The 26,949-nt window shown below is 54.8% G+C and carries 24 protein-coding genes and 1 other annotated feature; of the genes, 10 read left to right on the forward strand and 14 right to left on the reverse strand.

Going from position 1 to position 26,949, the window contains the following annotated elements:
• Positions 1–292: 292 nt before the first annotated feature.
• Positions 293–1,039: a TonB system transport protein TonB gene (gene tonB / locus U869_RS0100535; RefSeq protein WP_025119235.1), complete on the forward strand. Its 747-nt coding sequence runs from the start codon at positions 293–295 to the stop codon at positions 1,037–1,039.
• 72 nt (positions 1,040–1,111) lie between these two features.
• On the opposite strand, the gene yciA is transcribed toward tonB, so the two are convergent.
• Both yciA and U869_RS0100545 read right to left on the reverse strand, forming a co-directional pair.
• Positions 1,112–1,534: an acyl-CoA thioester hydrolase YciA gene (gene yciA, locus U869_RS0100540; RefSeq protein WP_025119234.1), complete on the reverse strand. Its 423-nt coding sequence runs from the start codon at positions 1,532–1,534 to the stop codon at positions 1,112–1,114.
• Positions 1,534–2,073, reverse strand: a complete 540-nt coding sequence (locus tag U869_RS0100545) for a septation protein A (protein WP_025119233.1) — start codon at positions 2,071–2,073, stop codon at positions 1,534–1,536. Before U869_RS0100545 ends, yciA begins: the two co-directional genes overlap by 1 nt.
• Before the next feature lie 222 nt (positions 2,074–2,295).
• Here U869_RS0100545 and U869_RS0100550 point away from each other — a divergent pair, with 222 nt between their 5' ends.
• Positions 2,296–3,999: a SulP family inorganic anion transporter gene (locus U869_RS0100550; protein ID WP_025119232.1), complete on the forward strand. Its 1,704-nt coding sequence runs from the start codon at positions 2,296–2,298 to the stop codon at positions 3,997–3,999.
• 49 nt (positions 4,000–4,048) lie between these two features.
• Here the strand turns inward: U869_RS0100550 and U869_RS0100555 are convergent, their stop codons facing one another.
• Together U869_RS0100555 and U869_RS0100560 are read right to left on the reverse strand one after the other, a co-directional pair.
• Positions 4,049–4,843: a YciC family protein gene (locus U869_RS0100555; protein ID WP_025119231.1), complete on the reverse strand. Its 795-nt coding sequence runs from the start codon at positions 4,841–4,843 to the stop codon at positions 4,049–4,051.
• A 32-nt stretch (positions 4,844–4,875) separates the two neighbouring features.
• Positions 4,876–5,316, reverse strand: coding sequence for a YkgJ family cysteine cluster protein (locus U869_RS0100560; protein WP_025119230.1), 441 nt, complete (start codon positions 5,314–5,316; stop codon positions 4,876–4,878).
• 284 nt (positions 5,317–5,600) lie between these two features.
• On the opposite strand from U869_RS0100560, the gene ompW reads away from it, so the two are divergent.
• Positions 5,601–6,242, forward strand: a complete 642-nt coding sequence (gene ompW / locus U869_RS0100565; RefSeq protein WP_025119229.1) for an outer membrane protein OmpW — start codon at positions 5,601–5,603, stop codon at positions 6,240–6,242.
• A gap of 45 nt (positions 6,243–6,287) precedes the next feature.
• Here the strand turns inward: ompW and U869_RS0100570 are convergent, their stop codons facing one another.
• The 7 genes from U869_RS0100570 to U869_RS0100605 all read right to left on the reverse strand — a co-directional run bounded on the left by U869_RS0100570 (position 6,288) and on the right by U869_RS0100605 (position 13,385).
• On the reverse strand, positions 6,288–6,602 hold the full coding sequence (locus U869_RS0100570; RefSeq protein ID WP_025119228.1) for a BON domain-containing protein: 315 nt from the start codon (positions 6,600–6,602) through the stop codon (positions 6,288–6,290).
• Between the two features lie 227 nt (positions 6,603–6,829).
• Positions 6,830–7,636: a tryptophan synthase subunit alpha gene (trpA, locus tag U869_RS0100580; RefSeq protein WP_025119227.1), complete on the reverse strand. Its 807-nt coding sequence runs from the start codon at positions 7,634–7,636 to the stop codon at positions 6,830–6,832.
• Positions 7,636–8,826 carry a tryptophan synthase subunit beta gene (trpB, locus tag U869_RS0100585; RefSeq protein ID WP_025119226.1) on the reverse strand — a complete coding sequence of 397 codons (1,191 nt, stop codon included), beginning with the start codon at positions 8,824–8,826 and terminating at the stop codon, positions 7,636–7,638. The genes trpA and trpB overlap by 1 nt, the downstream gene beginning before the upstream one ends.
• 38 nt (positions 8,827–8,864) lie before the next feature.
• Complete coding sequence (trpCF, locus tag U869_RS0100590; RefSeq protein ID WP_025119225.1) at positions 8,865–10,226, reverse strand: bifunctional indole-3-glycerol-phosphate synthase TrpC/phosphoribosylanthranilate isomerase TrpF; 1,362 nt, start codon at positions 10,224–10,226, stop codon at positions 8,865–8,867.
• A 3-nt stretch (positions 10,227–10,229) separates the two neighbouring features.
• Positions 10,230–11,228, reverse strand: coding sequence for an anthranilate phosphoribosyltransferase (gene trpD / locus U869_RS0100595; RefSeq protein WP_025119224.1), 999 nt, complete (start codon positions 11,226–11,228; stop codon positions 10,230–10,232).
• A gap of 16 nt (positions 11,229–11,244) precedes the next feature.
• Complete coding sequence (locus U869_RS0100600; RefSeq protein ID WP_025119223.1) at positions 11,245–11,826, reverse strand: gamma-glutamyl-gamma-aminobutyrate hydrolase family protein; 582 nt, start codon at positions 11,824–11,826, stop codon at positions 11,245–11,247.
• Positions 11,826–13,385 carry an anthranilate synthase component 1 gene (locus U869_RS0100605; RefSeq protein WP_025119222.1) on the reverse strand — a complete coding sequence of 520 codons (1,560 nt, stop codon included), beginning with the start codon at positions 13,383–13,385 and terminating at the stop codon, positions 11,826–11,828. Before U869_RS0100605 ends, U869_RS0100600 begins: the two co-directional genes overlap by 1 nt.
• 28 nt (positions 13,386–13,413) lie before the next feature.
• Positions 13,414–13,518 (reverse strand) — a sequence feature (Trp leader region).
• 259 nt (positions 13,519–13,777) lie between these two features.
• On the opposite strand from U869_RS0100605, the gene U869_RS0100610 reads away from it, so the two are divergent.
• From U869_RS0100610 to rluB, 3 genes are all read left to right on the forward strand, one after another.
• The gene (locus U869_RS0100610; protein ID WP_025119221.1) at positions 13,778–14,650 is read left to right on the forward strand and encodes a PHP domain-containing protein; all 873 of its coding nucleotides are present in this window, start codon (positions 13,778–13,780) and stop codon (positions 14,648–14,650) included.
• A gap of 198 nt (positions 14,651–14,848) precedes the next feature.
• A complete protein-coding gene (locus U869_RS0100615; protein ID WP_025119220.1) occupies positions 14,849–15,469 on the forward strand; it encodes an L-threonylcarbamoyladenylate synthase in 621 nt (206 codons plus the stop codon).
• A 151-nt stretch (positions 15,470–15,620) separates the two neighbouring features.
• Positions 15,621–16,529, forward strand: coding sequence for a 23S rRNA pseudouridine(2605) synthase RluB (rluB, locus tag U869_RS0100620; protein ID WP_025119219.1), 909 nt, complete (start codon positions 15,621–15,623; stop codon positions 16,527–16,529).
• Positions 16,530–16,576: 47 nt separating this feature from the next.
• Here the strand turns inward: rluB and cobO are convergent, their stop codons facing one another.
• Positions 16,577–17,167 carry a cob(I)yrinic acid a,c-diamide adenosyltransferase gene (gene cobO / locus U869_RS0100625; protein WP_025119218.1) on the reverse strand — a complete coding sequence of 197 codons (591 nt, stop codon included), beginning with the start codon at positions 17,165–17,167 and terminating at the stop codon, positions 16,577–16,579.
• Positions 17,168–17,180: 13 nt separating this feature from the next.
• Positions 17,181–17,942, reverse strand: a complete 762-nt coding sequence (locus U869_RS0100630) for a YciK family oxidoreductase (RefSeq protein WP_025119217.1) — start codon at positions 17,940–17,942, stop codon at positions 17,181–17,183.
• 384 nt (positions 17,943–18,326) lie between these two features.
• On the opposite strand from U869_RS0100630, the gene sohB reads away from it, so the two are divergent.
• Entirely contained in the window at positions 18,327–19,373 is a 1,047-nt protein-coding gene (gene sohB, locus U869_RS0100635) for a protease SohB (protein WP_025119216.1), read from the forward strand.
• 49 nt (positions 19,374–19,422) lie between these two features.
• Here the strand turns inward: sohB and U869_RS0100640 are convergent, their stop codons facing one another.
• Positions 19,423–19,674 (reverse strand): YciN family protein, encoded by a 252-nt coding sequence (locus tag U869_RS0100640; protein WP_025119215.1) that lies wholly within the window; start codon positions 19,672–19,674, stop codon positions 19,423–19,425.
• A 426-nt stretch (positions 19,675–20,100) separates the two neighbouring features.
• On the opposite strand from U869_RS0100640, the gene topA reads away from it, so the two are divergent.
• From topA to acnA, 3 genes are all read left to right on the forward strand, one after another.
• The gene (gene topA / locus U869_RS0100645) at positions 20,101–22,707 is read left to right on the forward strand and encodes a type I DNA topoisomerase (RefSeq protein ID WP_025119214.1); all 2,607 of its coding nucleotides are present in this window, start codon (positions 20,101–20,103) and stop codon (positions 22,705–22,707) included.
• Positions 22,708–23,067: 360 nt separating this feature from the next.
• Complete coding sequence (gene cysB, locus U869_RS0100650) at positions 23,068–24,042, forward strand: HTH-type transcriptional regulator CysB (RefSeq protein ID WP_025119213.1); 975 nt, start codon at positions 23,068–23,070, stop codon at positions 24,040–24,042.
• Between the two features lie 230 nt (positions 24,043–24,272).
• Complete coding sequence (gene acnA / locus U869_RS0100655; RefSeq protein WP_025119212.1) at positions 24,273–26,945, forward strand: aconitate hydratase AcnA; 2,673 nt, start codon at positions 24,273–24,275, stop codon at positions 26,943–26,945.
• Positions 26,946–26,949: the final 4 nt, after the last annotated feature.

A 26,949-nucleotide genomic window follows, 5' to 3' on the forward strand; every position in this document is an offset into this window, starting at 1 on the left:
AATCATTGCCATAGAACGGTAACCACAAAGTAGCGCAAAACCTGTGGCAAGGGAATGGCAATCCGCATAAAAATAACGCTCACCCTACGTGTCGCGATTGCCGATTGCCGCAACGCAAAGGTTAACAACCCGTGTATAAAGCCCAAAAAAAGCTAATTAAAGGTTAATATCCCTATGAGTTTGCTGGTTTTAGCGCCTAATAATGCCGATTAAAGCGATAGTTTGTCTTTCGTTATTGAATATGATTGCTATTTGCATTTAAACTTGGCGCACCAGAGGAAACAGAATCATTATGCCGCTAAACAAGATGTTCCTTATTCGCCGAATTTCAGTGCCAATTGTCCTCTCCGTTGGCTTGCACAGTGCCCTGGTGGCCGCCTTGCTCTACGCTTCCGTCAACGAAGTGTTGCAACTGCCGAAGCAGGAAGATGCCCCTATCAGCGTCATGATGGTGAATATGGCTGCGCTGGCAGAACCACCACCGCCGGCTGCGGCGGAACCGGAGCCGCAGGTCGAGCCTGAACCTGAGCCGGAACCGATCCCGGAGCCAGAGCCGCCACCGCCGGTGCCGGTAGCCATCCCTAAACCGGAACCGGAAAAACCCAAGCCGAAGCCAAAACCGAAGCCGAAGGTCGAGAAACCGGTCAAACGCGAAGTGAAGAAGACCGAAGTGCGGGAACCTTCACCATTCGATAACCCCTCCGAGGCCAAGCCTATCGACAAGGCCCCGGTTAAACAGGCTCCATCAGCACCAGCGCCGGGAACGTCCCGCGAGTTAGGGCCGAAAGCCTTGAGTATTGGCAAACCGATGTATCCGACGCGGGCCTCGGCATTGCAGATTGAAGGCAAGGTCAAGGTGCAGTTCGACGTCGATAGCGACGGACGGGTCACTAACGTGCGTATTCTGTCTGCGGAACCCCGTAATATTTTTGAACGTGAAGTGAAATTGGCGATGCGTAAATGGCGCTATGAGGCCAAAGCCGCGCAGAACCTGACGAAGACCATCGTGTTTAAAATGGAAGGGTCGACGGTAGAATAAGACTGCGGATGCTTCACAATATTGCCATAAAAAAAGGTCGCGATTGCGACCTTTTTGCTATCTGGTGTCGGCTTACTCGCCGACGTGGAAATTCATTTTACCGTCTGGCAGGGCACGAGGGCTACCGCTGTCATCTACCGCAACATAGGTAAACACCGCTTCCGTGGCCCGGTAGCGCTGGCCGATCGGGGCAGAAGAGACCTTCTTGACCCAAACTTCCACATTGATGGTAATGGAACTGCGGCCACTGCGGATGCAGTTGGCATAGCAGCACACCACGTCACCTACGGCGACCGGCTTGAGAAAGGTCATGCCGTCAACCCGCACGGTCACCACGCGTCCTTCGGCAATCTCTTTGGCCAGGATCGCGCCGCCAATATCCATTTGCGACATCAGCCAACCGCCAAAGATATCGCCGTTGGCATTGGTATCAGCTGGCATGGCCAGCGTGCGCAGTACCAGCTCGCCGCTAGGTAAAGGTCGTTGTTCGGTCATTATTTCTTCTGCTCTTCTGGCATATGACGGTAGATATAGACACCACTCAACAGGGTGAAGACCAGCGTCAGTACGGTCAGGCCAAACACTTTAAAGTTAACCCAAACGTCCTGTGGCAACCAGAAGGCCACATAGATATTGGCCAAGCCGCAGGCCAGGAAGAACAGGGCCCAGGCAATGTTGAGGTTATTCCACACTTTATCCGGCAAGGTCAGCTCTTTACCTAGCATGCGTTGGATCAGCGGCTTTTTCAGTACCAGTTGGCTGATCAGCAGCGCCAGGGCGAACAGGGTATAGATGGCCGTGACCTTCCATTTGATAAACAGATCGTTGTGGAACACCAGGGTCAAGGTACCGAACACGGCCACCATGGCAAAGGTGATCAGCGTCATTTTCTCGACCTTGCGATATTTCAGCCAGGTAAAGACCAGTGCCAAGGCGGTGGCGACAATCAAAGCACCCGAGGCGACGTAGATATCGTAGAGCTTATAAAATGCAAAAAAGACAATTAGGGGTAGAAAATCAAGAAACTGCTTCATAAATCAATCCATCATAGGTTCATCGGGCGACTATACCGGATTTGGCGCGATCTGTGTACCGGGCGAAGGTGCAGATTATCGGCGTTTGCCTGCCAGATTTCTGCTGTTAACCGGAGAATTTGCATAAACTTACGATTGTCATCGTGGGTCGTTTGCAACAGCAGGGCCTACATCGCATATTAAGCATAATAATAGCCGCATTATTTACCATGGAAAATAACTATGCAGTGGAAATCTCTCCGGGCGTGGACGCCTGGTTTGACGCATTTATTAGGATATGAACGCAGTTGGTTGAAGCCGGATATTCGTGCGGGGTTGTCGGTTGCCGCAGTAGCGCTCCCGGTGGCGATCGCCTATGCCGAACTGGCCGGCGTCAGCCCGGTGGTCGGGCTTTACTCCTGTATTTTACCGATGATCGCCTATGCCATTTTCGGCTCGTCACGGCAGCTGATTGTCGGGCCGGATGCGGCAACCTGCGCGGTGATCGCCGCCGTGGTGACTCCGTTAGCCGCGGGCAGCATGGAGCTGCATTGGCAACTGACCATCATGATGACCGCCATGATGGGCGCTTGGTGTCTGTTGGCCAGTCGCTTTCGGCTTGGTGCTTTAGCGGATCTGCTTTCGCGCCCGATCCTCAGTGGGTTGCTGAACGGGGTAGCGATCACCATCATCGTCGATCAGATCGGTAAAGTGCTGGGGTTCGGCGTACACCCGGCACAGTTGATCGAACGTATCTATGCCTTACCCGGCAATCTGTTGCACAGTGACGGCCTGACGATGGGGATTTCTTTGCTGACCTTGCTGATGCTGGTGGGGGTTAAAAAGCTGCGGCCTAACTGGCCAGCACCGTTGTTTGCCATCGTGCTGGTCGCCTTCATCACCTGGGCGGGAAATTTGCAGCAACACGGCATCATTACCGTGGGGGGCTTCAGCGGGATGTTGCCTATCGTCCAGTGGCCGGACTTCCAGCCAGGATTGCTGCGTGACATGGTGATCCCGGCGCTCAACCTGGCGGTGGTCAGCTTTGTCAGCATGATGCTTACGGCGCGCAGCTTTGCGGCAAAAAATGGCTACGAAGTGAATGCCGATGCGGAATTTCGTGCGCTGGGGCTGGTAAACATCGTCTCCGCGCTGTCGCAAGGGTTTGCTATCAGCGGAGCGGATTCGCGTACTGCGGTAAACGATGCCAACGGTGGCAAAAGCCAGCTGGTATCAATTATTGCTGCCATCGTGATCGGCATTGTGCTGTTGTTCCTGACTTCGCCGCTGCAATTTATCCCAGTGGCCGGGTTAGGCGTGGTGCTGATGTATGCCGCGTGGTCGCTGCTCGATATTCGTGGCATCTGGATTTTGCGTCGGCGCAATACGCAGGCGTTTTATCTGGCGGCCTTTACCTTTATCAGCGTGCTGCTGGTGGGGGTGATCAGCGGTATTGGCTTGGCGGTGTTGCTTGGCCTGATGCAGTTTCTGCGCACCGTATTCCGCCCAACGGAGCAACTGCTGGGGGTCAACGAGGAAGGCATGATCCACTCAATGGGCAATAACAACGGGGTGAAGGCGGTGCAGGGCGTGATGATGTACCGCTTTAACTCGCCGTTGACCTATTTCAATGTGGCCTACTTCAAACGGCGCATTCTTAATCTGGTCGATAGCACGCCGTTCCAGCCGCGTTGGGTGGTGGTGGATGCGGTGGCCAGCTTTACCCATGCGGATATTAGCGTGCTGGCCGCGATTGATGAGCTAAAGCGTGATTTGTTACAGCGTAATGTAAAGCTGGTGCTGGCAGGGCGGCGTACCGAGTTAACCCGTTGGTTCCGCATCAATCAGGTGGGGCGCGATAAGGATCTAATCCTGGTACCCGACCTCTATCTGGCACTCAAGCTGATACAAAGTAAGGAACAGGCTGAACCCGCCACGGTTGCGTAAATAAAAAGGGCACGCCAACAGCGTGCCCTTAATCGTTAACCGACTCGGTTTATCTTTTATCTAAGGACACACCAGCAGCGGGCGCATTGTCACGTAGCAGCATATACAGGCGGAACAGATAAATCAGCAGCAGGGCAGAAACCAGGTTGCTCAATGCGGTCAACACCACACTGGCAACGTGCGGCGTCAATACCGACAAGTGGCTGACCATAAACAGCACCAGCAGCTTGGCCGCCAACCATAGCATCATCGCCGGTACGATCACCCGGGCGTTGGCAAAGGCCAGCTTGCAGCTCAATTTCAGCGAGGCAAACAGGCTTTTCCCATCGGCAACGGAAATCACCGGGGCCAATGAGAACGAGATTGCCAGGATCACGCCGGGCACGACGAACAGCGTCAGGCCTAGCTGGGTCAGTAAGGTGCAGACAAACAACAGCAGCAGCAAGCGCGGCAATAGCGGGGCAGAAATCCCGATAGCCCGCAGTGCGCTGGTGCGCTGGCCTTCAGAAACCAGGCGGATCAGCGTCAACATTCCCCCCACCAGCAGCACGTTACCCACCAAAGCGGAAATCATGGCGGCGGCGGACACTTTCAACAGCACCATCTGCTGTTCAGGCGTCATTTGCTGAATGATTTCCTGGATCCCCATGCCGGTACCGGCGTTGGAGGCCAAATCACTTTCCGTCGCGGTCAGGACCTTCAACTGCTCGATATCGGGGCTGAAAGCCTGATTAAGCAGCACAGAAATGAACGCGGTCAGCAGTGCCAACAGAACAATGCTGGCAACCTGATTACGGAAAAAGTTAAAACTGTCACGGTACAACGTGTTGGCCGTGATTGGCATGCAAACTCCTTGGCGTCGGGGGACATAATAAATTAGTGGGCGATTGTACCCTGTTCTGCGCCGCTGTGGCACCCCGTGAATGGCACCGTGCTGATTTCTTGGGCGATTATGGTCTCTGCCAGCGATAATGGCAGCGGAACCGGCAAGGGGGGCAGACCGTAGCGCTCACGGGCCCGATCGCAGGCTTCATTACGTAGGCCATTTTCCCCGGATTGATCGAACTCACGGCAGGGGCTAGGGCGATTGAGATAGATCGAACAGGAAACCGCCTGGCCAATCTCACCGATCAACGAGGTGCAACGCGGGGATTTACTGTTGGTCCCCTGCATACAACGCAGAAAAGGACTCAAGGGTTCGGTTGCCGCAATAGGCACCGCGCCGCCACCATCTTCCGCTTCGGCCCAATAGAATGATACTCGGAAATAACCGCAGCAGGCGCCACAGCTGGTACAGGGATTTTGAATTTCGCTCATCTTGATTGCCACCGACTCCTTACCGGCCACCAACCAAAACCAACAGGAATAAAGAAATTACTCAGCGCTATTTTTTTTAGCAACTGATTTTTAAACTTGCATCAAATATGCAACAAAAGGCGTTTATTGATTCAGATCAATTATCGATTTATTAACACCTTAGGTGGCTTTGTTTTTGGTGGGAATTTAAATTTTTACACTTAAGATGTGATCTCGATTGGATCATAAATACCTGTTAATAGGTATATTCGTCGGGACTATAAACCACACAAATGGAATGGATAATGAAAAAGACAACTCTGGTGGTGTTAGGGGCTCTGATGGCTCCTATGTTTGCAAGTGCGCATCAAGCGGGTGATTTCCTGTTCCGTGCAGGTACTGCAACAGTTCGTCCAAATGCGGGTTCGGACAACGTTTTAGGTCAAGGGTCTTTCAACGCCAATAACAACACTCAGCTGGGTCTGACTTTTGGTTACATGGTAACGGACAATATCGGCGTTGAATTGCTGGCCGCGACCCCGTTCCGCCATAAAGTTTCTCTGGGTGGCCCAGCTGTCAACGGAGATATTGCAACAGTTCGTCAATTGCCACCAACGCTGATGGCACAGTACTACTTTGGCGAAAAGCAGGACAAACTGCGTCCTTACCTGGGTATCGGTGTTAACTACACCATGTTCTTCGATGAGAAATTCAACGACAACGGTAAGGATGCGGGTCTTAGCAACCTGGATCTGAAAAATTCCTGGGGTGTGGCCGGGCAGGCAGGTCTGGATTACAACCTGGATGAACACTGGATGCTGAACATGTCGGTCTGGTGGATGAATATCGAGACCAAGGTGCGCTTCGACGCTGGCGATCAACATCAGAGTATCGATACTCGTCTGGATCCGTGGGTGTTTATGTTTGGTGCGGGTTACCGCTTCTAAGCCAGCCCGCAATAAGGAGGCGCTGCTCGGCGCCTCCCTCTTCAGTTACTTGATGCGCATATCGTTTTCTACCGCTTTCACACCCGCCACGCCGCGAGTCACCTGAACTGCGCGATTAGCATCGGCGCTAGAGCTGACAAAACCGCTGAGCTGAACCTTGCCTTTAAAGGTCTCGACACTGATCTCAGTGGATTTGATGGTTTTATCCGCTAACAGTGCAGACTTCACTTTGGTCGTGACGACCGTATCGTCAATATAGCCGCCAGTGCCTTCGGATTTTGCCGTTGGCGCGCAGGCAGAAACTGCCATAGCCAAAATACCCGCCATGCACAGCGCCGAAAGGGTTTTAAATAGCTTCATAAATGACTCTCCTTGCAAATGTTATTGTTGATACTACAGGCTGATTTCAATCAGCTAACGGATCATATGCACTGAACCACCGAATAGAGAGCGGCCTCTATGATTGTGGGGCAGGATGCGGGTTTGTTCAAATTGTTTGCGAAAATAACTGCGGCAAGCTTGAGGGTAAACAAGACGTTATCATCGGACACAGACAATCTGTATCCGATGATCGAGGATGAGAGGGATTAAACGCGGGTTGCGGCCTTCATTTCACGAACAAACTTACCTAGCTTAGCCAGCATTTCCGCCGGTTGTGCCTGGTTTTGCTCGATGATTTTCACGATAGCCGAGCCGGAGATCGCCCCAGCTGCACCGGCCTGCAATGCATCTTTGACCTGTGAAGGTTCAGAGATACCAAAGCCTTGCAGCGGTGGTGCCGCATGATACTCGCGCAGCTTGTTGATCAAATGGTGCAAAGGTAGCTGGGCGCGGCTTTCCGTCCCGGTCACCCCGGCGCGTGACAGCAGGTAGGTGTAACCCCGGCCATGGGAGGAGATTTCACGCAGTAAATCCTCATCCGCATTAGGTGGGCAGATATAGATTGGCGCAATACCGTGGCGAGTCGCCGCCGCGCGGAAAGGTGCGGACTCCTCGAAAGGCACATCTGCGATCAACACCGAATCCACGCCAGCCTGCGCACAGCGCTGATAAAACTCATCAATACCGCCGTGGAATACCAGGTTGGCATACATCAGCAGGCCAATCGGAATATCAGGGTGTTTCTGACGGATCGCCGCCAGCATTTCAAAACAGTGCGTTGGCGTAACGCCGGAAGCAAAGGCACGCAGTGCTGCACTCTGAATGGTTGGGCCATCGGCCAAAGGATCGGAGAAGGGGATCCCCAGTTCCAAGGCGTCTGCGCCGTTTTCCACCAGCGTGTCGATGATTTGTAACGATAGCGTCGGGTTTGGGTCACCGAGGGTGACAAACGGCACGAAGGCGCCTTCTTGATTGGTTTCCAACCGTTTGAACAGCTGCTGATAACGTTCCATCAGATTTCTCCCCGTGCTTTCAGAATGTCGTGAACAGTAAATATGTCTTTGTCGCCGCGGCCGGACAGGTTAACCACCAGGATCTGTTCTTTCTGCGGCTCTTCACGGATCATTTTCAGCGCGTGCGCCAGGGCATGGGAAGATTCCAGCGCCGGGATAATCCCTTCGTGGCGGGAAAGCTCCTTGAAAGCCTCCAAAGCTTCATCATCGGTGATCGACACGTATTCTGCGCGGCCGATGCTGTTCAAATAGGCGTGCTGCGGGCCAACGGAAGGGAAGTCCAAACCGGCGGAGATGGAGTAAGACTCCTCGATCTGGCCTTCAGAGGTTTGCATCATCGGTGACTTCATACCGAAGTAGATCCCGACCTTGCCATGTTTCAATGGCGCACCATGCTGGCCGGTTTCGATCCCCAGCCCGGCAGGTTCGACACCGATCAGAGCAACGCTGGTATCGTCGATAAAGTCGGCAAACATGCCGATGGCGTTGGAACCACCGCCAACGCAGGCCAACACGGCATCCGGCAGACGACCCTCACGCTCCAGCATCTGGGCTTTGGTTTCTTCGCCGATCATGCGCTGGAATTCACGCACGATGGTCGGGAACGGGTGTGGGCCTGCGGCAGTACCCAGCATGTAGTGGGCCTTTTCGTAAGAGCCAGACCAGTCGCGCAGCGCTTCGTTACAGGCATCTTTCAGCGTGGAAGAGCCGCTGTGTACCGCGATCACTTCAGCCCCCATCAAGCGCATGCGGAATACGTTAGGTGACTGGCGTTCAATATCCTTGGCACCCATGTAGATACGGCATTTCAGACCGAGCAGAGCACAGGCCAATGCAGAGGCCACACCATGTTGACCAGCACCGGTTTCCGCGATGATCTCGGTTTTGCCCATGCGTTTAGCCAGCAACGCCTGGCCCAATACCTGGTTGGTCTTGTGGGCACCGCCGTGCAGCAGGTCTTCACGCTTCAGATAGAGCTTGGTTTTACTCCCGGCTGTCAGGTTTTTGCACAGCGTCAGTGCCGTTGGGCGGCCCGCGTAGTTTTTCAGCAGATCGATAAATTCTGCCTGGAACTCTGGGTCACGCTGGGCGCTGACGAAGGCCTCTTCCAGTTGTTTCAGTGCTGGCATCAAAATTTGCGGCACATATTGGCCACCAAATTCGCCGAAGTAAGGGTTAAGCAGCGTCATTATTTTTCCCGTTATTATCCGTTAAATGAGGTTCGCAATCAGTAGGCGCGCAGGGTTTGGAACACCGCCGCCAGACGCTCGGCATCCTTGATGCCGGGTTGGCTCTCTACGCCAGAGTTGAAATCGAGGCCCGCGCAGCCCAGCAGGGCTGCATCTACGCAGTTATCGGCGCTCAGGCCACCGGCCAGCATCACGTTGTCCAGCGTCTGGCCCTGCAAAACCGACCAGTCGAAGCGAATGCCGGTACCGCCTGCGCCGTTATCGAGGAGATAACGATCGACGTGTTGCAGATCGCGGGCAGGCAGGCTGTCTTTCACGCTCAAGGCCTTCCAGATCTGACAGTTGGCGGGCAGTTCGGCGCGCAAAGCGTTGATATAATCCTGATCTTCCGCACCGTGCAGTTGCACCGCATACAGGCCCAGATGTTCAGCAGTTTGCGCTACCGTGGTGACCGGTGCATCACTGAAAACGCCAACGTATTTCAAGGGGGCACCGGCAATCACTTCCCTGGCGCGGGCAATATCCACGTTACGCGGAGAGCGGCCAACGAAGATCAAACCACCGAAGTTGGCACCGGCCTGATAGGCTGCGGCAGCATCCTGTGGCCGGGTCAGGCCACAGACTTTGTTATCGCCCAGGATCACGCGGCGCACTGCGCTACGCAGATTGCTTTCTGACATCAACGCACTGCCGATCAGGAAGCCGTTGGCGTAGCGGCTCAGCTCACGGATCTGACCATAGTTGTTGATGCCGGATTCGCTGATCACCGTTACGCCATGTGGCACACGCGGAGCCAGGGTGCGGGTGCGATCCAGATCGATAGACAGATCGCGCAGATCGCGGTTGTTAATGCCAATCACTTTGGCTTCGAGCTGTATCGCGCGCTGTAATTCTTCTTCGCTGATGACTTCGGTCAGCACGCCCATATTCAGGCTGTGTGCCACCGCAGACAGTTGGCGATATTGCTCGTCATTCAGTACCGACAGCATCAGTAAAATCGCGTCAGCCTGATAATGACGAGCCAGATAGATCTGGTAAGGATCGATCATAAAGTCTTTGCACAGCACCGGTTGGGTCACGGTTTTGCTCACCAGTGGCAGGAAATCGAAACTGCCCTGGAAGTATTTTTCGTCGGTCAGCACCGAGATCGCCGAGGCGAAATCCTTATACACCGAGGCGATTTCCACCGGGTCAAAATTCTCGCGGATCAGCCCCTTGGAAGGAGAGGCTTTTTTGCATTCGAGAATAAATGCCGTTCTGGTGCCCTGCAGCGCGTGATAGAAGCTACGGCCGCTTGGCGTGATGTCGTTCTGAAAGCTGGCCAATGGTTGTTGTTGCTTGCGTGCCGCGACCCACTGCGCTTTGTCACGAACAATCTTGTTGAGCACGGTTTCCTGCATCATTTATCCTCTTGCTGCCAAAGCAGTGACACGCAGGTAAGCCTGCCCACTGTGGATCATGTCCAATGCCTGCTGCGCGTTGTGGCGCAGGTCTTCCTGTCCGAATAGTTTCAGCAACAGCGCGACGTTGGCGGCAACCGCCGCGGCGTGCGCTGGCTCGCCTTTACCTTGTAACAACCTTGCCAGAATGTCACGGTTTTCTTCCGGTGAGCCACCCAGCAGGGAACCCAGCGGATAACTGTCCAAACCGAAGGATTTCGGCGTCAGTTGATAGCTTTCGATCTCGCCGTTATTCAACTCGGCTACGTGAGTGGTGGTGTGGATCGCCACTTCATCCATGCCGCCACCATGTACGACCGCGGCGCGTTGATAACCCAGCACGCGCAGGGTTTGGGCGATTGGCAACACCAACTCCGGACTGTAGACCCCGATTAATGCCAACGGGGGGCGAGCCGGGTTAATCAACGGCCCAAGTACGTTGAACACCGTGCGGGTCTTCAACTGTTGGCGTACCGGCATCGCGTGACGAAAACCGGTGTGATACTGCGGTGCAAACAGGAAACACACGCCCAGGTCGTCAAGCGCCTTGCGGGATTCTTCCGCAGGCAGATCCAGGCGGATCCCAAAAGCGGCCAACAGATCGGATGAACCGGAACGGCTGGAGACGCTGCGGTTGCCGTGTTTGGCAACCTTGACCCCACAGGCGGCGGCAACAAAGGCGCTGGCCGTGGAGATATTGATGCTGTTGGTGCCATCACCGCCGGTACCGACGATATCCGCGAAGGCATAGTCTGGGCGCGGGAACGGTAGGGCATCGGCCAACAATGCCTTGGCTGCCCCGGCGATCTCTTCCGGGCGCTCACCGCGGACCTTCATGCTGATCAGTGCCGCTGCCAGTTGGCTAGGTTCCAGCTCGCCGCGCACGATCGCGCTGAACAACTGCTGGCTTTCTTCCTGGTTCATCGATTCCGAACGATACAGTTTTTCAAGAATAGGTTGCATAGTCGTTTCCTCTCAATTATTTCGCCAGCGCCCAGGCCAAAGTCTGCTCAAGCAAACGTGCGCCTTGGGTGGTCAGAATGGATTCTGGATGGAATTGGAAACCACATACGCGGTGTTCATCGTGACGCACTGCCATCACCATGTCGCCGAAGCGGGCATTGACGGTCAGTCCTTCCGGGATATTGCTGCCAACCAGCGAGTGATAGCGGGCGACCGGCAGCGGGTTGGCCATACCGGCAAACATCCCCTGATTATCGTGAGTAATAGCAGACGCCTTGCCGTGCAGGATCTCACCTGCCTGACCTACGTGGCCGCCATAGGCTTCCACAATCGCCTGATGGCCGAGGCAGATCCCGATAATCGGCAACTGGCCGCGCAGACGCTGTAACAGTTCAGGCATACAGCCGGCGTCGGCTGGAGTACCTGGGCCTGGTGACAGCATCAAGACAGGCTGCTCCATCTGTTGCAGGCGGGCGATGATGATCTCGGCAGCAATCTGGTTACGGTAAATCACGACCTGATGGCCGCTGGCACGCAGCTGATCGACCAGGTTGTAGGTAAAGGAGTCGACGTTGTCGAGCAGTAAGATATCGGCCATTAGAAAATCTCCTTGGCCTGATGCGCGCTGGCGATAGCTCGCAGCACGGCACGTGCCTTGTTACGGGTTTCATCGGCTTCCGCCTGAGGAACAGAATCCAGAACCACTCCGGCACCGGCTTGCACGGTGGCAACACCGTCTTCGACATAGGCAGAACGGATGACAATACAGGTATCGAGATCGCCGTGAGCGGTGAAGTAACCTACCGCGCCGCCGTAGCTGCCACGGCGGGTGCCTTCAGAGGCGGCGATCAGCTGCATGGCGCGCACTTTAGGTGCGCCGCTCAGCGTGCCCATATTCATACAGGCCTGGTAGGCGTGCAGTACGTCGAGATCGTCACGCAGTTTGCCGACCACGCGGGAAACCAGGTGCATCACGAAGGAATAACGGTCAACCTTGGTCAGGTCGGCAACGTAGCGACTGCCAGCTTCACAGATGCGAGCCAGATCGTTGCGGGCCAGGTCGACCAGCATCAGGTGCTCGGCCAGTTCTTTATGGTCGGTGCGCATTTCCAGTTCGATGCGGCTGTCGAGATCCAAATCCAGCGAACCATCGGCACGGCGTCCGCGCGGGCGAGTACCGGCAATCGGATAGATTTCGATCTGGCGGCTGGTGGCTTCATATTTCAATGCGCTTTCCGGTGAGGCACCGAACAGCGTGAATTCATTGTCCTGCATAAAGAACATATAAGGACTTGGATTGTTTTCCTTCAGCGTCTGGTAAGCCGCCAGCGGGTTAGGGCAAGGCAGTGAGAAGCGACGTGAAGGCACCACCTGGAAAATTTCTCCGTGGCGGATGGCCTGCTGCAACTGGCTGACGACCGCGCCATACTCTTCATCGCTTTGGTTGCAGCTTAACTGCATATCTTCGAGCTTTTGCTGAGGAATGGCGACCGGGGCCTGTTGCAATTGAGCCTGAAGTTGCTCAAGGCGCTGTTGCAAACGCTGGGTTTCAACCGCGTCGCCGGTAAATGCGCTGGCTTGCAAACGAGCCACGCCACGTTGGTGATCCAACACCAGCAGCGTTTCTGCCAGATAGAAGCAGAAGTCCGGGCAGCGTTGGTCCTGGCGCAGCTCTGGCAGGTCTTCAAACCCGGCCACCAGGTCATAGGCAAACAGGCCGCCGAGCAACATGGCTTCACGCTCATCGGCAGGGGCATCGACCAGCGTCAGCATAGTGCGCAGCGCATCAAATACCGACAATGAACGCAGGCGGGCATCTTCGTCTTGTACCGTATCAATCGCCGGGAAGGTTAATTCACGGCCATTTGGACGAGCCTGGATCTGTACTTCGGCAGGCAAGGCTTCATCCAACAGCGGCAGCAGAGCCGCTCCGTTGGCGGTAAGCGCTTGCAGGCTGACCTGGCGACCCAATGCGGTAATGCGCAGGGCACTGTCGACAATCAGCAGGCTTTTCAGATTCTGCTTGCTGTTGATTTCCGCCGAGTCCAGCAACAGGGTGGCAGGGCGAGCGCCGCACAGCTGATGAAAAATCGCCGTTGGGTCGCTGCGGTAACCGGCTTGTGCCGTCAGTAGTTTAAGCTGTGGTTTCAGGTTCATCTTCGGTCGTTCCAGTTAACTCTTATCCATAAAAAAGCCCGCTATGATGAGCGGGCCTAGGGAATCTGCAGTGTCAGATGACAGGTATGCGTGATTACTCGACCCTTGATTGGGAAGTACGCCACCAGCGAAGAAGAGAAGTGTGCTTAGTCATCATTATGCTCTCTGTTTTGTCATCCAGCTTTTTCATCTAACACGGTCAATGCCACTACCGTGAACTTGTGTACTAGTTAACTGGAACGAGAGGGCAATGTCAACTCCCTTTTTGCACAATATGTTAGCAACCCGTGTGAAATGTATAATCTTTTGGGTGGGCCATCGGCAGAATAGATTTCCGTCCGGCCAACCATAGCGGGTATGATAGAAAGCCAAGCCATCGCAGGACATCTCTTTTGACAGACAGCAGCCCACAACCCTCCGCTTTTACCCTGTACGATCTCCACAGCCACACCACCGCTTCGGACGGTTATTTGACCCCGACTCAGTTGGTGCAGCGTGCCGTTGAGATGCGTGTTGGCGTGCTGGCTATTACCGATCACGATACGACCAACGGATTGGCCGAGGCCGCAGCGGCGATTGCCGAACTTGCCTTGCCCTTGCAACTGGTTAACGGTGTGGAGATTTCTACGCTGTGGGAAAACCATGAGATCCATATTGTCGGGCTGGGGATCGATACTGCCCATCCTGCGTTGTTACAACTGTTGGCCGAACAAAGCGAGCGCCGTAATTTGCGTGCGCAAGAAATTGGCGTTCGGTTGGCGAAGGCGCGCATTCCCGATGCCTATGCCGCCGCGCAACAGTTGGCGGGTGATGGGGCGGTAACCCGGGGGCATTTTGCCCGTGTTCTGGTACAGCTTGGTATGGCCGACAACATGGCGCAGGTGTTCAAGAAGTATCTCGCCAAAGGGAAAATCGGCTATGTTCCGCCGCAGTGGTGTACAATAGAACAAGCCATTGATGTCATTCATCAATCCGGCGGTCAAGCGGTAATGGCGCATCCGGGCCGTTACGATCTGACAGCCAAGTGGCTCAAGCGCCTGCTGGCCTATTTTGCCGAACATGGCGGCGATGCGATGGAAGTGGCGCAGTGTCAGCAAGCCCCCCATGAACGCACGGTGTTGGCAAAATATGCGCAGGACTATCAATTATTGGCGTCGCAGGGCTCTGATTTTCACCAGCCCTGTTCGTGGATTGAGTTGGGGCGCAAACTGTGGTTACCCGGTGGCGTTGAGCCGGTGTGGCGTGATTGGCCACAACCTCAATAGAATACAATAGAGCCCAATATACCCTATGGATTTCAAGTCGCAGCTAGGCGACAAGCTTACTCATCCCCAGGAGCTTACTTTTGGGTAAGTGACTGGGGTGAGTAAGTGCAGGTAACAACGCTGCGGCTTGAAAGACGACGGGTATAGTTGATTTAACGCGGGCGTTGTTGTGTGCGTGCAGCATTTTCAGGAGTTACAATGAGCCAGTTATTTTATATTCACCCGGACAACCCGCAGCCGCGTCTGGTCACTCAGGCCGTAGAGGTGCTGCGCAAGGGCGGCGTGATCGTCTATCCCACCGACTCAGGCTATGCGCTAGGCTGCAAGCTTGAAGAGAAGACGGCGATGGAGCGTATCTGCCGTATTCGCCAGTTGGATGGTAACCACAACTTCACGCTGATGTGCCGCGATCTGTCCGAACTGTCGACCTATGCCTTCGTCGACAACTCGTCGTTTCGCCTGATCAAGAACAACACACCGGGCCATTACACCTTCATTCTGAAAGCGACCAAAGAAGTGCCACGCCGCCTGATGAATGACAAACGTAAAACCATCGGTCTGCGCGTACCGTCCAACCCGATCGCTCTGGCGCTGTTGGAAGGACTCAATGAGCCGATGATGTCGACCACCCTGATGTTGCCAGGCAATGATTTTGCCGAATCCGATCCGGAAGAGATCAGCGAACACCTGGGCAAACAGGTTGATCTGGTGATCCACGGCGGTTTCCTGGGCCAGCAGCCGACCACGGTGATCGACCTGACCGAATCCTCACCGGAAGTGATCCGTGAAGGCGCAGGCGATCCGGCACCTTTCCGCTAAACTGCCGATGAAGTAAGTGCCAAGGAGGGATAAAGACTGTATAATAAGCGGTTGGTTTTAACCAAGTGCTAATCTTTGTGGCCGCCTTTCCTCGGGAGCGTGGCGGCAAAGTCCCCCCGACGCCTGTGAAGGCGACACTAGAGGTTGCTCAATGAGCGAAAAGTTACAGAAAGTTTTAGCGAATGCCGGCCATGGCTCGCGTCGTGAAATAGAAACCATGATTGAAGCGGGTCGCATCAGCGTCGACGGCAAAATCGCCAAACTTGGCGACCGCGTTGAAGTCGTTGCAGGCATGAAAATTCGCCTGGACGGTCACGTTGTCTCGATCAAAGAATCCGAAGAAGCGGTTTGCCGCGTGCTGGCTTATTACAAGCCGGAAGGCGAACTCTGCACCCGTAGCGATCCGGAAGGCCGTCCAACGGTTTTCGATCGCCTGCCAAAACTGCGTGGTTCACGTTGGGTAGCGGTAGGGCGTTTGGACGTGAATACGTCCGGCCTGTTGCTGTTTACCACTGACGGTGAACTGGCTAATCGCCTGATGCACCCAAGCCGCGAAGTCGAGCGTGAATACGCCGTGCGCGTGTTTGGCCAGATTGACGACGAAAAGCTCAAGCAACTGAGCAAAGGCGTACAGCTGGAAGATGGTCCGGCCGCTTTCCGCACCATCAGTTTCCAGGGTGGCGAAGGGATCAACCAGTGGTACAACGTCACGCTGACCGAAGGCCGTAACCGTGAGGTGCGTCGCCTGTGGGAAGCCGTTGGCGTGCAGGTCAGTCGTTTGATCCGCGTGCGTTACGGTGATATCGATCTGCCAAAAGGCTTGCCTCGCGGCGGTTATACCGAGCTGGATCTGAAGGCAACCAACTATCTGCGTGAGCTGGTAGAACTGCAACCGGAAACCGTCAGCAAACTGCCGGTGGAACGCGATCGCCGCCGTGTGAAAGCCAACCAGATCCGTCGTGCGGTAAAACGCCACAGCCAGGTTGCTCCCGGCAGCCGTCGTGGCGCGCCAGGCAGCAGCAAACCAGGCAAACCGGCCAAGTCTTCCAAGCGTAACTGATATCTGTCATCGTGGCCTTGCCTGCTGGCTCGGCCACGGTGCTTCATTTACCAGTCAATTCCCTGCTGAGCCTTGATCCCCGCTTCAAACGCGTGCTTCACCGGCCGCATCTCCGTAACGGTATCCGCCAGCTCCAGCAAATCGCGATGACAGCCACGTCCGGTGATAATCACCGTCTGGTGTGCCGGACGCTGCTCAAGCGCCTCCAGCACCTCTGACAGCTCTAGATAGCCGTAGGTCACCATATAGGTCAACTCGTCCATCAACACCAGATCCAGGCTGCTGTCGGCCAACATGCGTTTACCGTGTTGCCAGACGGCCTGACAGGCGGCGGTATCGCTTTCCCGATCCTGCGTTTCCCAGGTAAAACCGGTCGCCATCACCTGAAATTCCACGCCGTGCTGTTGCAGCAGGTTTTTCTCGCCGTTAGGCCATTGGCCTTTGATAAACTGGATCACTCCGGCCTTCATACCGTGGCCGACGGCACGGGTAACGGTGCCAAATGCGGCGGTGGTTTTGCCTTTGCCATTGCCGGTAAAGACCAGCAACAGACCACGGGTTTCCTGTGCGGCGGCAATGCGGGCATCCACCTGTTCTTTCAGCCGTTGCTGGCGTTGCTGGTGATGATCTTCAGCCATGTTAAAAGCTTCCTTATTCGGCGGCGCCGGGTTTGCGGTTGGGCTGAGCATCGAAGCTCATACCGGTTTTACGACGACTGTCATCGCCCATCAGATACAGATACAGCGGCATGATATCGGCCGGCGTTTTCAGCTTGTTTTTATCTTCCTGCGGGAATGCCGATGCGCGCATTTTAGTGCGCGTTCCACCCGGATTGATGCAATTTACCCGCAAGTTACGGTTTTTGTACTCGTCGGCCAACACCTGCATCATTCCCTCGGTGGCAAACTTGGAAACGGCATAGGCACCCCAATTGGCCCGGCCGGTACGGCCAACGCTGGAACTGGTGAAGACCAGCGAACCCGCATTCGATTTCAACAGCAACGGCAGCAGCGCCTGGGTGAGCATGAAGGTGGCATTGACGTTGACCTGCATGACCTCGTTCCACATGGGCATCGACAGCTCGGCCATGGGGGCGATGTCACCCAACAGACCGGCGTTTTGCAGCACACCGTCCAGGCGTGGCACCTTCGTGGCCAGATCTTCCGCCAGGCTTTGGCACTGTTCTGGCGTGGCGTGCAGCAAATCCAGCGTAACGATATGCGTCGGAGCGGTGGAAATGGCGGCAATTTCTGCCTGAACGGCCTGCAGTTTGCTTGCCGTGCGGCCAAGCAGCACCAGTTGCGCACCGTAACGCGCGTAGGTCAGTGCCGCTTCACGGCCAATGCCGTCGCCCGCACCGGTCACTAGAATAATTCGTTGTTCAAGCAGATCCTGCTTAGGTTGGTAATGCACAATAGTTCCTCGCGCCTGGTTGGCGGCTCTCGCGCTAATGGCTGGGAGCTCGGGTAGATAGCGGAGCGCTGGCAGGAGCGGGTTGCTCAACCACCGTGGCGATCCACAGCGAATTTTTGTCGGTAATTTATTGGATAATGAGTGTTATATGCCTGAAATGGATCGCATTTTCAATGAGTAACCCACAGAAACGGCATTCTTTTGTAACAAAAACGGTACAATGGCAGCTTGGTTACCGACACCGGAAGCCCCATAACACGTTGGAGTGCCGCATCTTACGCCCGCTCATCAATCTGAATTTTTCATTTAGTCGCGACAGCCCCGCTGGTGATTGGCTAAAATGATTGGGGTCACACTAAACAACTGTAAATAAAGGCGGTATCTGTGGAATTTATATCTGTTTATGGCCTTTTCCTGGCCAAGGTTGCCACGGTGGTGATTGCGATTGCCGCACTGGCGTTGCTGGCGGTGAGCCTTGGGCAACGCAAGAGCCAGCAGAAAGGGGAACTACAGCTTACCGACCTGGGTGAGCAATATCGTGAAATGCAACGCGAGATGCGCCTGGCACGCATGGGCGCGGCAGAGCAAAAGAGCTGGAGCAAGCAGTTTAAAAAGCAGACCAAGGCCGACGACAAGCTGAAAAAACAGCGTGCCAAGGCCGGGGCGGTTGAGGCCAGCAAACCTTGCCTGTATGTGCTGGACTTCAAGGGCAGCATGGATGCTCATGAGGTCAGCTCACTGCGTGAAGAGATTTCTGCTGTGTTGGCGGTCGCCACGGCCAAAGACGAGGTGTTGCTGCGTTTGGAGAGCCCTGGTGGGGTGGTGCACGGCTATGGTCTGGCAGCCTCGCAATTGGAGCGCCTGCGCAAGGGCGGTATCCGCCTGACGGTAGCGGTGGATAAGGTTGCGGCTAGCGGAGGTTACATGATGGCCTGCGTGGCCGATCGCATTGTGGCGGCCCCGTTCGCGATCATTGGTTCGATCGGCGTGGTGGCACAGATCCCCAACTTCCATCGGTTGCTGCAAAAGAGCAATATCGATGTGGAACTGCATACCGCTGGCCAGTTCAAACGCACCCTGACCCTGTTTGGTGAGAATACCGAACAAGGGCGGGAAAAATTCCGCGAAGATCTGAACGAAACCCACGAACTGTTCAAGCAATTTGTGCAGCAGCAACGCCCTTCATTGGCGATCGAAGAAGTCGCTACCGGCGAGCACTGGTACGGCACGCAGGCGAAAGACAAAGGTCTGATCGATGCGGTTGGCACCAGTGACGATCTGCTGATTGCCGAAATGGAGAACCATGAGGTGGTGGGGGTGCGCTATGCCCGTCGTAAACGCATGATCGATCGCTTTACCGGCAGTGCGGCAGAGAGTGCCGATCGTCTGCTGTTGCGCTGGTGGCAACGCGGTGAGAAACCGCTGTTGTAAGCCGATAAACCGGTTATTGCACGGGGCCTGATGGCCCCGTTTTTAATGGTTAATCCACCAGATGATATTTCTCGGAAAGCACATGGGCCAGGTGCTTGAACATATTAAATACGGCGGTGGTTTTTGCCGTTGGCAGCCCTTCGGGATCTAAAAAAAACTCGCCGCGGAAAACCAACACGCTGCCTTTCTGCTCAACGTCGGTAGCCACCATGCCGTGCATATAATCTTCGTGTTGGCGAATGATGTTATTTGCTTCAGTTAGCAAAGCTGCTCGTTCGATGGGTTGAGTATTGTTACGCATTTATTTCTCCTGCAAACGGAAATTCTGCGCGTATTCTAGCGCGGGTTCGCGTTTGTCCGCAAACCGACTAAAGTTTACTTGCCGTCTGGATGGCCAGTGATTAGACCGCGCGTGGCGAAATGTGGCTTTCCGAGCTAATTAGGTTGCGTAGCGTTTGTTATCAGGTAGAGTGTGGGATTTTGCGGCTTCCGGTGGAAGGATTTGTTTACGCTTAACGCAGTTCATCGCTGGCTTGGCCTCTGGGGGCTGGTATGAACGGCTTAGGCTGCCGCGATGCGTTCAGGTTGACCAGTTAGGCAACCATTAGAAAAAAACATGTTGATCTCTTGCCAGAGTACCGCAATATAAATAAGAGATACGAATTGCCGCGGTACGGCGAGACAAATAGCTTCTTTTTAGAAGTATTAAATTCAGGTAAAGGTAATTATGGGCAAAGCTCTCGTAATAGTTGAGTCCCCGGCAAAAGCCAAAACTATTAACAAATATTTAGGTAATGACTACGTGGTGAAGTCCAGCGTCGGTCATATCCGTGATTTGCCGACCAGTGGCTCAAGCAAAAAGAGTGCTGAGTCCAGCGAAGACAAAACCAAAGACAAAGCCAAAAAGAAAGTCAAGAAAGATGAAAAGACCGCACTGGTCAATCGCATGGGCGTCGATCCTTACCACGGTTGGGAAGCGCAATATGAGATTTTGCCCGGTAAGGAAAAAGTCGTCGCCGAGTTAAAGTCGTTAGCCGAAAATGCTGACCACATTTACCTCGCAACCGACCTTGACCGCGAAGGGGAAGCCATCGCCTGGCACCTGCGGGAAGTGATCGGTGGGGACGAAAAACGCTTTAGTCGCGTGGTGTTTAACGAAATCACCAAAAATGCGATCCAGCAGGCGTTCCAAGCGCCAGGCGAGCTGAATATCGATCGTGTCAACGCACAGCAGGCGCGTCGCTTTATGGACCGCGTGGTGGGCTATATGGTGTCGCCACTGCTGTGGAAAAAAATCGCCCGTGGCCTGTCCGCAGGTCGTGTGCAGTCCGTTGCGGTACGGCTGGTGGTGGAGCGTGAGCGCGACATCAAGGCGTTCGTACCAGAAGAATACTGGGAACTGCATGCCGATCTGTTGGCGAAGGGTGAAATCGCGCTGCAGATGGAAGTGACCCATGCCAACGATAAGCCGTTCAAACCGGTTAATCGTGAGCAGACTCACGCCGCGCTGAACTTGCTGGAAAAAGCCCGTTATACGGTGCTGGATCGTGAAGACAAACCGACCAGCAGCAAACCGGGTGCGCCGTTCATCACCTCCACGTTGCAACAGGCTGCCAGTACCCGCCTGAGCTTCGGCGTGAAGAAAACCATGATGATGGCTCAGCGTCTGTATGAAGCCGGTCATATCACCTATATGCGTACTGACTCCACCAACCTGAGCCAGGATGCGGTCAACATGGTGCGTGGTTACATCGGTGATAACTTCGGTGACAAATACCTGCCGAAGGCGCCTAATCATTACAGCAACAAAGAAAACTCCCAGGAAGCGCACGAAGCGATCCGTCCTTCCGATGTCAGCGTGTTGGCTGAACAACTGAAAGATATGGAAGCGGATGCGCAGAAACTGTATCAGTTGATCTGGCGTCAGTTTGTTGCCTGTCAGATGACACCGGCGCAATACGACTCCACCACGCTGACAGTCAAAGCCGGTGATTTCCTGCTGCGTGCCAAAGGCCGTACGCTGCGTTTCGATGGCTGGACCAAGGTCATGCCTGCGCTGCGTAAGGGCGATGAAGATCGCACCCTGCCGTTTGTGGAAGTGGGTACGGAACTGGATCTGCAAAAACTGATCCCGAGTCAGCACTTTACCAAGCCACCGGCACGTTACAGCGAAGCTTCGCTGGTTAAAGAGTTGGAAAAACGCGGAATTGGCCGTCCCTCTACCTACGCCTCGATCATCTCGACCATTCAGGATCGTGGTTATGTGCGGGTAGAAAGCCGCCGGTTCTATGCGGAAAAAATGGGTGAGATCGTCACCGACCGCCTGGAAGAAAACTTCCGTGAGCTGATGAATTACGATTTCACCGCACGCATGGAAAGTGGCCTGGATCAGGTTGCCAACAATCAGGCGGAATGGAAAGCGGTGCTGGACGAATTCTTTGCCGAATTCAGCGAGCAGTTGGAAACCGCCGAGAAAGACCCTGAAGAGGGCGGTATGCGCCCGAACCAGATGGTGATGACCAGCATTGACTGCCCGACCTGTGGCCGCAAGATGGGCATCCGTACCGCCAGTACCGGCGTGTTCCTCGGCTGTTCCGGCTATGCGTTGACGCCGAAAGAGCGCTGTAAAACCACCATCAACCTGGTGCCGGAAGCGGAAGTGCTGAACATCCTCGAAGGGGATGATGCAGAAACCAACGCCCTGCGTGCCCGTCGCCGTTGCCAGAAATGTGGCACCGCGATGGACAGCTACCTGATCGACAACCAGCGCAAGCTGCACGTGTGCGGTAACAACCCGGCCTGTGACGGCTACGAAATCGAGCAGGGCGAATTCCGCCTGAAAGGTTACGACGGCCCGATCGTGGAGTGTGAGAAGTGTGGTTCTGAAATGCACCTGAAAATGGGGCGCTTCGGTAAGTACATGGGTTGTACCAACGAAAACTGTAAGAACACCCGCAAGATCCTGCGCAGCGGCGAAGTTGCTCCGCCGAAAGAGGATCCGGTCCCGCTGCCAGAGTTGCCGTGCGAGAAGTCGGACGCCTACTTTGTGTTGCGTGATGGGGCTGCTGGCGTGTTCCTGGCGGCCAACACCTTCCCTAAATCGCGCGAAACCCGTGCACCGTTAGTGGAAGAGTTGCGGCGCTTCAAAGATCGTTTGCCGGAGAAACTGAGCTATCTGGCCGATGCTCCAGTGACCGATCCTGAAGGCAACAAGACGATGGTACGCTTCAGCCGTAAAACCAAGCAACAGTATGTCTCATCAGAGAAAGACGGCAAGGCCACCGGCTGGTCCGCTTTCTTCGTTGATGGCAAATGGGTTGAAGGCAAGAAGTAACCCTGACGCAAGGCAACAGCAAAAACCAGCTCATTGAGCTGGTTTTTTATTGGCGGAAATCGGCTGGCGGATCTATTCTTGCGTGCTTTTTCTTATTTTTATCGGCCAGGCTCGGCGTTGATAATCATGCGAAAAGATCGTTATCATCTTGTGACGTAGCTCTATACTTGATGCCGTGGCATGATATAATGGTTATATAAAAACGTTTTTTATGATTAAAGCTTATTAGCAACGGCGTTTTCATCAGCATCTGGGCGAAATCACTGTGTTTAAGGCTTGTGATAATTAAGCATACCGGGGCAACACCGAGATACCTGGCTGCGGCAAGCCGCAGTGTTTAACCTAGGATGGTATTAAAATATGAAATTGCAGCAACTTCGTTACATCGTAGAAGTGGTGAATCATAACCTTAACGTCTCTTCCACGGCTGAAGGTCTCTATACCTCGCAACCGGGGATCAGTAAGCAGGTGAGGATGCTGGAGGATGAGCTAGGCATCCAGATCTTTGCCCGTAGTGGCAAGCATCTTACCCAGGTGACGCCTGCCGGTCAGGAAATTATCCGCATTGCCCGCGAAGTGCTGTCCAAAGTCGAGGCCATCAAGGCCGTTGCCGGTGAGCATACCTACCCGGACAAAGGCTCGCTGTACGTGGCGACGACCCACACCCAGGCACGCTACGCCTTGCCAAACGTGATAAAAGGCTTTATCGAGCGTTACCCGCGCGTCTCGCTGCATATGCATCAAGGCTCGCCAACGCAGATTGCCGAAGCGGTTTCCAAAGGCTCGGCAGATTTTGCCATCGCCACGGAAGCGCTGCATCTGTATGACGATTTGATCATGCTTCCGTGCTACCACTGGAATCGGGCGGTAGTGGTGAAGCCCGATCACCCATTAGCGGGCAAGAGCCACATCACCATTGAAGAGTTGGCCGAGTATCCTATCGTCACCTATACCTTTGGCTTTACGGGGCGCTCAGAGCTGGATACGGCGTTTAACCGCGCAGGGCTGACGCCACGTATCGTGTTTACCGCTACCGATGCTGACGTCATCAAGACCTATGTACGCCTGGGATTGGGTGTAGGGGTGATCGCCAGCATGGCGGTCGATCCGGTGCAGGATCCAGACCTGGTGATGGTGGATGCTCGCGATATCTTCACTTACAGCACCACCAAGATCGGATTCCGTCGCAGTACCTTCCTGCGCAGCTATATGTACGACTTTATCCAGCGCTTCGCACCGCATCTGACCCGCGACGTGGTCGATACCGCCGTTGCGTTACGCACCAATGAAGAAATCGAGGCGATGTTCAAGGATATTTCGCTGCCGACCAAATAAGCCGCCAACTCGCAATGCATTCAACCGACAAAGCCGCCGACAGGGCGGTTTTGTCGTCATATCAGTTCGCTAACTCATTGACCTGTCAGTATCTTCCCGCCTTTGATTGCTCTCACCTATCGTTATGATCAAAACGTGTTGTTATCAAAACGTTACATGGGGTTTGTGTTATCTTTAAAGAAGACCTCAGAAATGACCCTGGTTTGACACAATAAAAAAATGGAGGAGCTATGTCGTCCGATCTTCGTAAAACGAGTATGGATAAGCTGGTCGCACTGGGTAGTGAGTATCACTATTACAGTTTGCCACTGGCGGCCAGACAGTTGGGGGATATTGACCGGCTGCCGAAATCGATGAAAGTGTTATTGGAAAACCTGTTGCGCCATGTGGATGGTGATACGGTACAGGTTGACGATCTCAAGGCGATCGTGGGCTGGTTGCAAACCGGTCATGCCGATCGGGAAATTGCTTATCGCCCGGCGCGGGTGCTGATGCAGGACTTTACTGGCGTGCCAGCCGTTGTTGATTTGGCGGCGATGCGTGAAGCCGTGCTGCGCCTGGGTGGCAAGGTTGATCAGGTGAACCCGTTATCACCGGTCGATTTGGTGATCGACCATTCAGTTACCGTCGATGAGTTTGGCGATGATGCCGCCTTTGGTGAGAACGTGCGTATCGAAATGGAGCGTAACCACGAACGCTACACCTTCCTGCGCTGGGGGCAAAAGGCCTTCAACCGCTTTCGCGTGGTGCCGCCCGGCACGGGTATCTGCCATCAGGTGAACCTGGAGTATCTGGGGCAAACCGTTTGGCATACCGAAGAAAACGGCCAACGCATTGCTTACCCCGATACCCTGGTGGGGACCGACTCGCACACCACCATGATCAACGGCCTGGGCATATTGGGCTGGGGCGTCGGCGGTATTGAAGCCGAAGCCGCCATGCTGGGCCAACCGGTGTCGATGCTGATCCCGGATGTGGTGGGCTTTAAACTCAGCGGTAAGTTAGCCGAAGGTATAACGGCCACCGATCTGGTGCTGACCGTCACGCAGATGCTGCGTAAGCACGGCGTGGTGGGCAAGTTTGTTGAATTTTATGGGGATGGACTGGCCGATTTGCCGCTGGCGGATCGGGCGACCATCGCCAACATGTCGCCAGAGTTTGGGGCCACCTGTGGCTTCTTCCCGGTAGATGACGTGACGTTGGGCTATCTGCAATTAAGTGGCCGTAGCGCCGAACAGATTGCCTTGGTGGAAGCCTATGCCAAGGCCCAGGGGATGTGGCGTGACCCAGGCGATGAGCCGGTGTTTACCAGCACGCTGTCGTTGGATATGTCTACGGTCGAGGCCAGTCTGGCAGGGCCAAAACGGCCACAGGACCGCGTTGCATTGCCACAGGTACCGAAGGCGTTTACCGCTGCGACCGAGCTGGAAATTGGCGGTCAGAAAGATAAGCAGGACGTTAAAAGCTTGACGCTGAATGGCAAAAGCCTTGATCTGCATACCGGTGCGGTGGTGATAGCAGCCATTACCTCTTGTACCAACACCTCCAACCCGAGTGTGATGATGGCCGCCGGGTTACTGGCGAAAAAGGCCGTTGAAAAAGGGTTGAAAACCAAGCCTTGGGTGAAAACCTCGCTGGCACCTGGTTCCAAAGTGGTCACTGAATACTTCGACCGCGCCAAGCTGACACCGTATCTGGAGCAACTGGGCTTTAACCTGGTTGGCTACGGCTGCACAACCTGTATCGGGAACTCTGGCCCGTGGCCGGAGCCGATTGAGCAGGCGATCAAAGAGGGCGACCTCACCGTCGGTGCCGTATTGTCCGGTAACCGTAACTTTGAAGGGCGTATTCATCCCTTGGTGAAAACCAACTGGTTAGCCTCACCGCCGCTGGTGGTGGCGTATGCGCTGGCAGGGAACATGAAGGTCGACCTGACCCAAGATGCGTTGGGTACCGGTCGTGACGGCAAGCCGGTCTATCTGAGGGATATCTGGCCTACCAGCCAGGAGATTGCTCAGGCGGTGGCCGAGGTCAGTACCGAAATGTTCCATAAGGAATATGGCGCAGTGTTTGACGGCGACGCCGATTGGCAAGCGATCCAGGTGACCGGTTCCGCGACCTATGAATGGCAAGCCGACTCTACCTATATTCGTCATCCTCCTTTCTTCACTACCATGAAGGCACAGCCGGATCCGGTACAGGATATTCATGGCGCACGTATTCTGGCGATCCTGGCAGATTCCGTCACCACTGACCATATCTCTCCAGCGGGCAACATCAAGCGTGACAGCCCGGCGGGGCGCTACCTGAGCGAACGTGGCGTCGAGGCGAAAGAGTTCAACTCCTACGGCTCGCGCCGCGGTAACCACGAAGTGATGATGCGGGGCACCTTCGCCAACATCCGTATCCGTAACGAAATGGTGCCGGGTGTGGAGGGCGGTTATACCAGGCATCTGCCTTCGCAGAATCAGATGGCGATCTATGATGCCGCCATGCAGTATCAGCAGGAGCAGGTGCCACTGGCGGTGATCGCCGGTAAAGAGTATGGCTCTGGCTCCAGCCGCGACTGGGCAGCCAAAGGCCCGCGTCTATTGGGGGTGCGAGTGGTGATTGCCGAATCCTTCGAGCGTATCCACCGTTCCAACCTGATTGGCATGGGCATCTTGCCGCTGGAGTTCCCGCAGGGGGTCACGCGCAAAACGCTGGGTCTGACGGGGGAAGAACAGATCGATGTCAGCGGATTGCAGGCGTTGCAACCCGGCCAGACGGTAGCGGTCAATATCACCTATGCCGATGGGCGGCAGGTGGTGCTGAATACCCGTTGCCGCATTGATACCGGCAATGAGCTTACCTATTACCAGAACGACGGCATTCTGCACTACGTTATTCGCAAAATGCTGTAGGTTG

The sequence above is a fragment of the Serratia sp. H1w genome (genome assembly GCF_000633355.1).
Classification (GTDB): Bacteria; Pseudomonadota; Gammaproteobacteria; order Enterobacterales; family Enterobacteriaceae; genus Chania.

Coding starts and splice junctions, on each gene's coding strand:
- tonB (WP_025119235.1), top strand. CDS start 293: ATGCCGCTAAACAAGATGTTCCTTATTCGCCGAATTTCAGTGCCAATT.
- yciA (WP_025119234.1), bottom strand. CDS start 1,534: ATGACCGAACAACGACCTTTACCTAGCGGCGAGCTGGTACTGCGCACG.
- U869_RS0100545 (WP_025119233.1), bottom strand. CDS start 2,073: ATGAAGCAGTTTCTTGATTTTCTACCCCTAATTGTCTTTTTTGCATTT.
- U869_RS0100550 (WP_025119232.1), top strand. CDS start 2,296: ATGCAGTGGAAATCTCTCCGGGCGTGGACGCCTGGTTTGACGCATTTA.
- U869_RS0100555 (WP_025119231.1), bottom strand. CDS start 4,843: ATGCCAATCACGGCCAACACGTTGTACCGTGACAGTTTTAACTTTTTC.
- U869_RS0100560 (WP_025119230.1), bottom strand. CDS start 5,316: ATGAGCGAAATTCAAAATCCCTGTACCAGCTGTGGCGCCTGCTGCGGT.
- ompW (WP_025119229.1), top strand. CDS start 5,601: ATGAAAAAGACAACTCTGGTGGTGTTAGGGGCTCTGATGGCTCCTATG.
- U869_RS0100570 (WP_025119228.1), bottom strand. CDS start 6,602: ATGAAGCTATTTAAAACCCTTTCGGCGCTGTGCATGGCGGGTATTTTG.
- trpA (WP_025119227.1), bottom strand. CDS start 7,636: ATGGAACGTTATCAGCAGCTGTTCAAACGGTTGGAAACCAATCAAGAA.
- trpB (WP_025119226.1), bottom strand. CDS start 8,826: ATGACGCTGCTTAACCCTTACTTCGGCGAATTTGGTGGCCAATATGTG.
- trpCF (WP_025119225.1), bottom strand. CDS start 10,226: ATGCAGGAAACCGTGCTCAACAAGATTGTTCGTGACAAAGCGCAGTGG.
- trpD (WP_025119224.1), bottom strand. CDS start 11,228: ATGCAACCTATTCTTGAAAAACTGTATCGTTCGGAATCGATGAACCAG.
- U869_RS0100600 (WP_025119223.1), bottom strand. CDS start 11,826: ATGGCCGATATCTTACTGCTCGACAACGTCGACTCCTTTACCTACAAC.
- U869_RS0100605 (WP_025119222.1), bottom strand. CDS start 13,385: ATGAACCTGAAACCACAGCTTAAACTACTGACGGCACAAGCCGGTTAC.
- U869_RS0100615 (WP_025119220.1), top strand. CDS start 14,849: ATGAGCCAGTTATTTTATATTCACCCGGACAACCCGCAGCCGCGTCTG.
- rluB (WP_025119219.1), top strand. CDS start 15,621: ATGAGCGAAAAGTTACAGAAAGTTTTAGCGAATGCCGGCCATGGCTCG.
- cobO (WP_025119218.1), bottom strand. CDS start 17,167: ATGGCTGAAGATCATCACCAGCAACGCCAGCAACGGCTGAAAGAACAG.
- U869_RS0100640 (WP_025119215.1), bottom strand. CDS start 19,674: ATGCGTAACAATACTCAACCCATCGAACGAGCAGCTTTGCTAACTGAA.
- topA (WP_025119214.1), top strand. CDS start 20,101: ATGGGCAAAGCTCTCGTAATAGTTGAGTCCCCGGCAAAAGCCAAAACT.
- cysB (WP_025119213.1), top strand. CDS start 23,068: ATGAAATTGCAGCAACTTCGTTACATCGTAGAAGTGGTGAATCATAAC.
- acnA (WP_025119212.1), top strand. CDS start 24,273: ATGTCGTCCGATCTTCGTAAAACGAGTATGGATAAGCTGGTCGCACTG.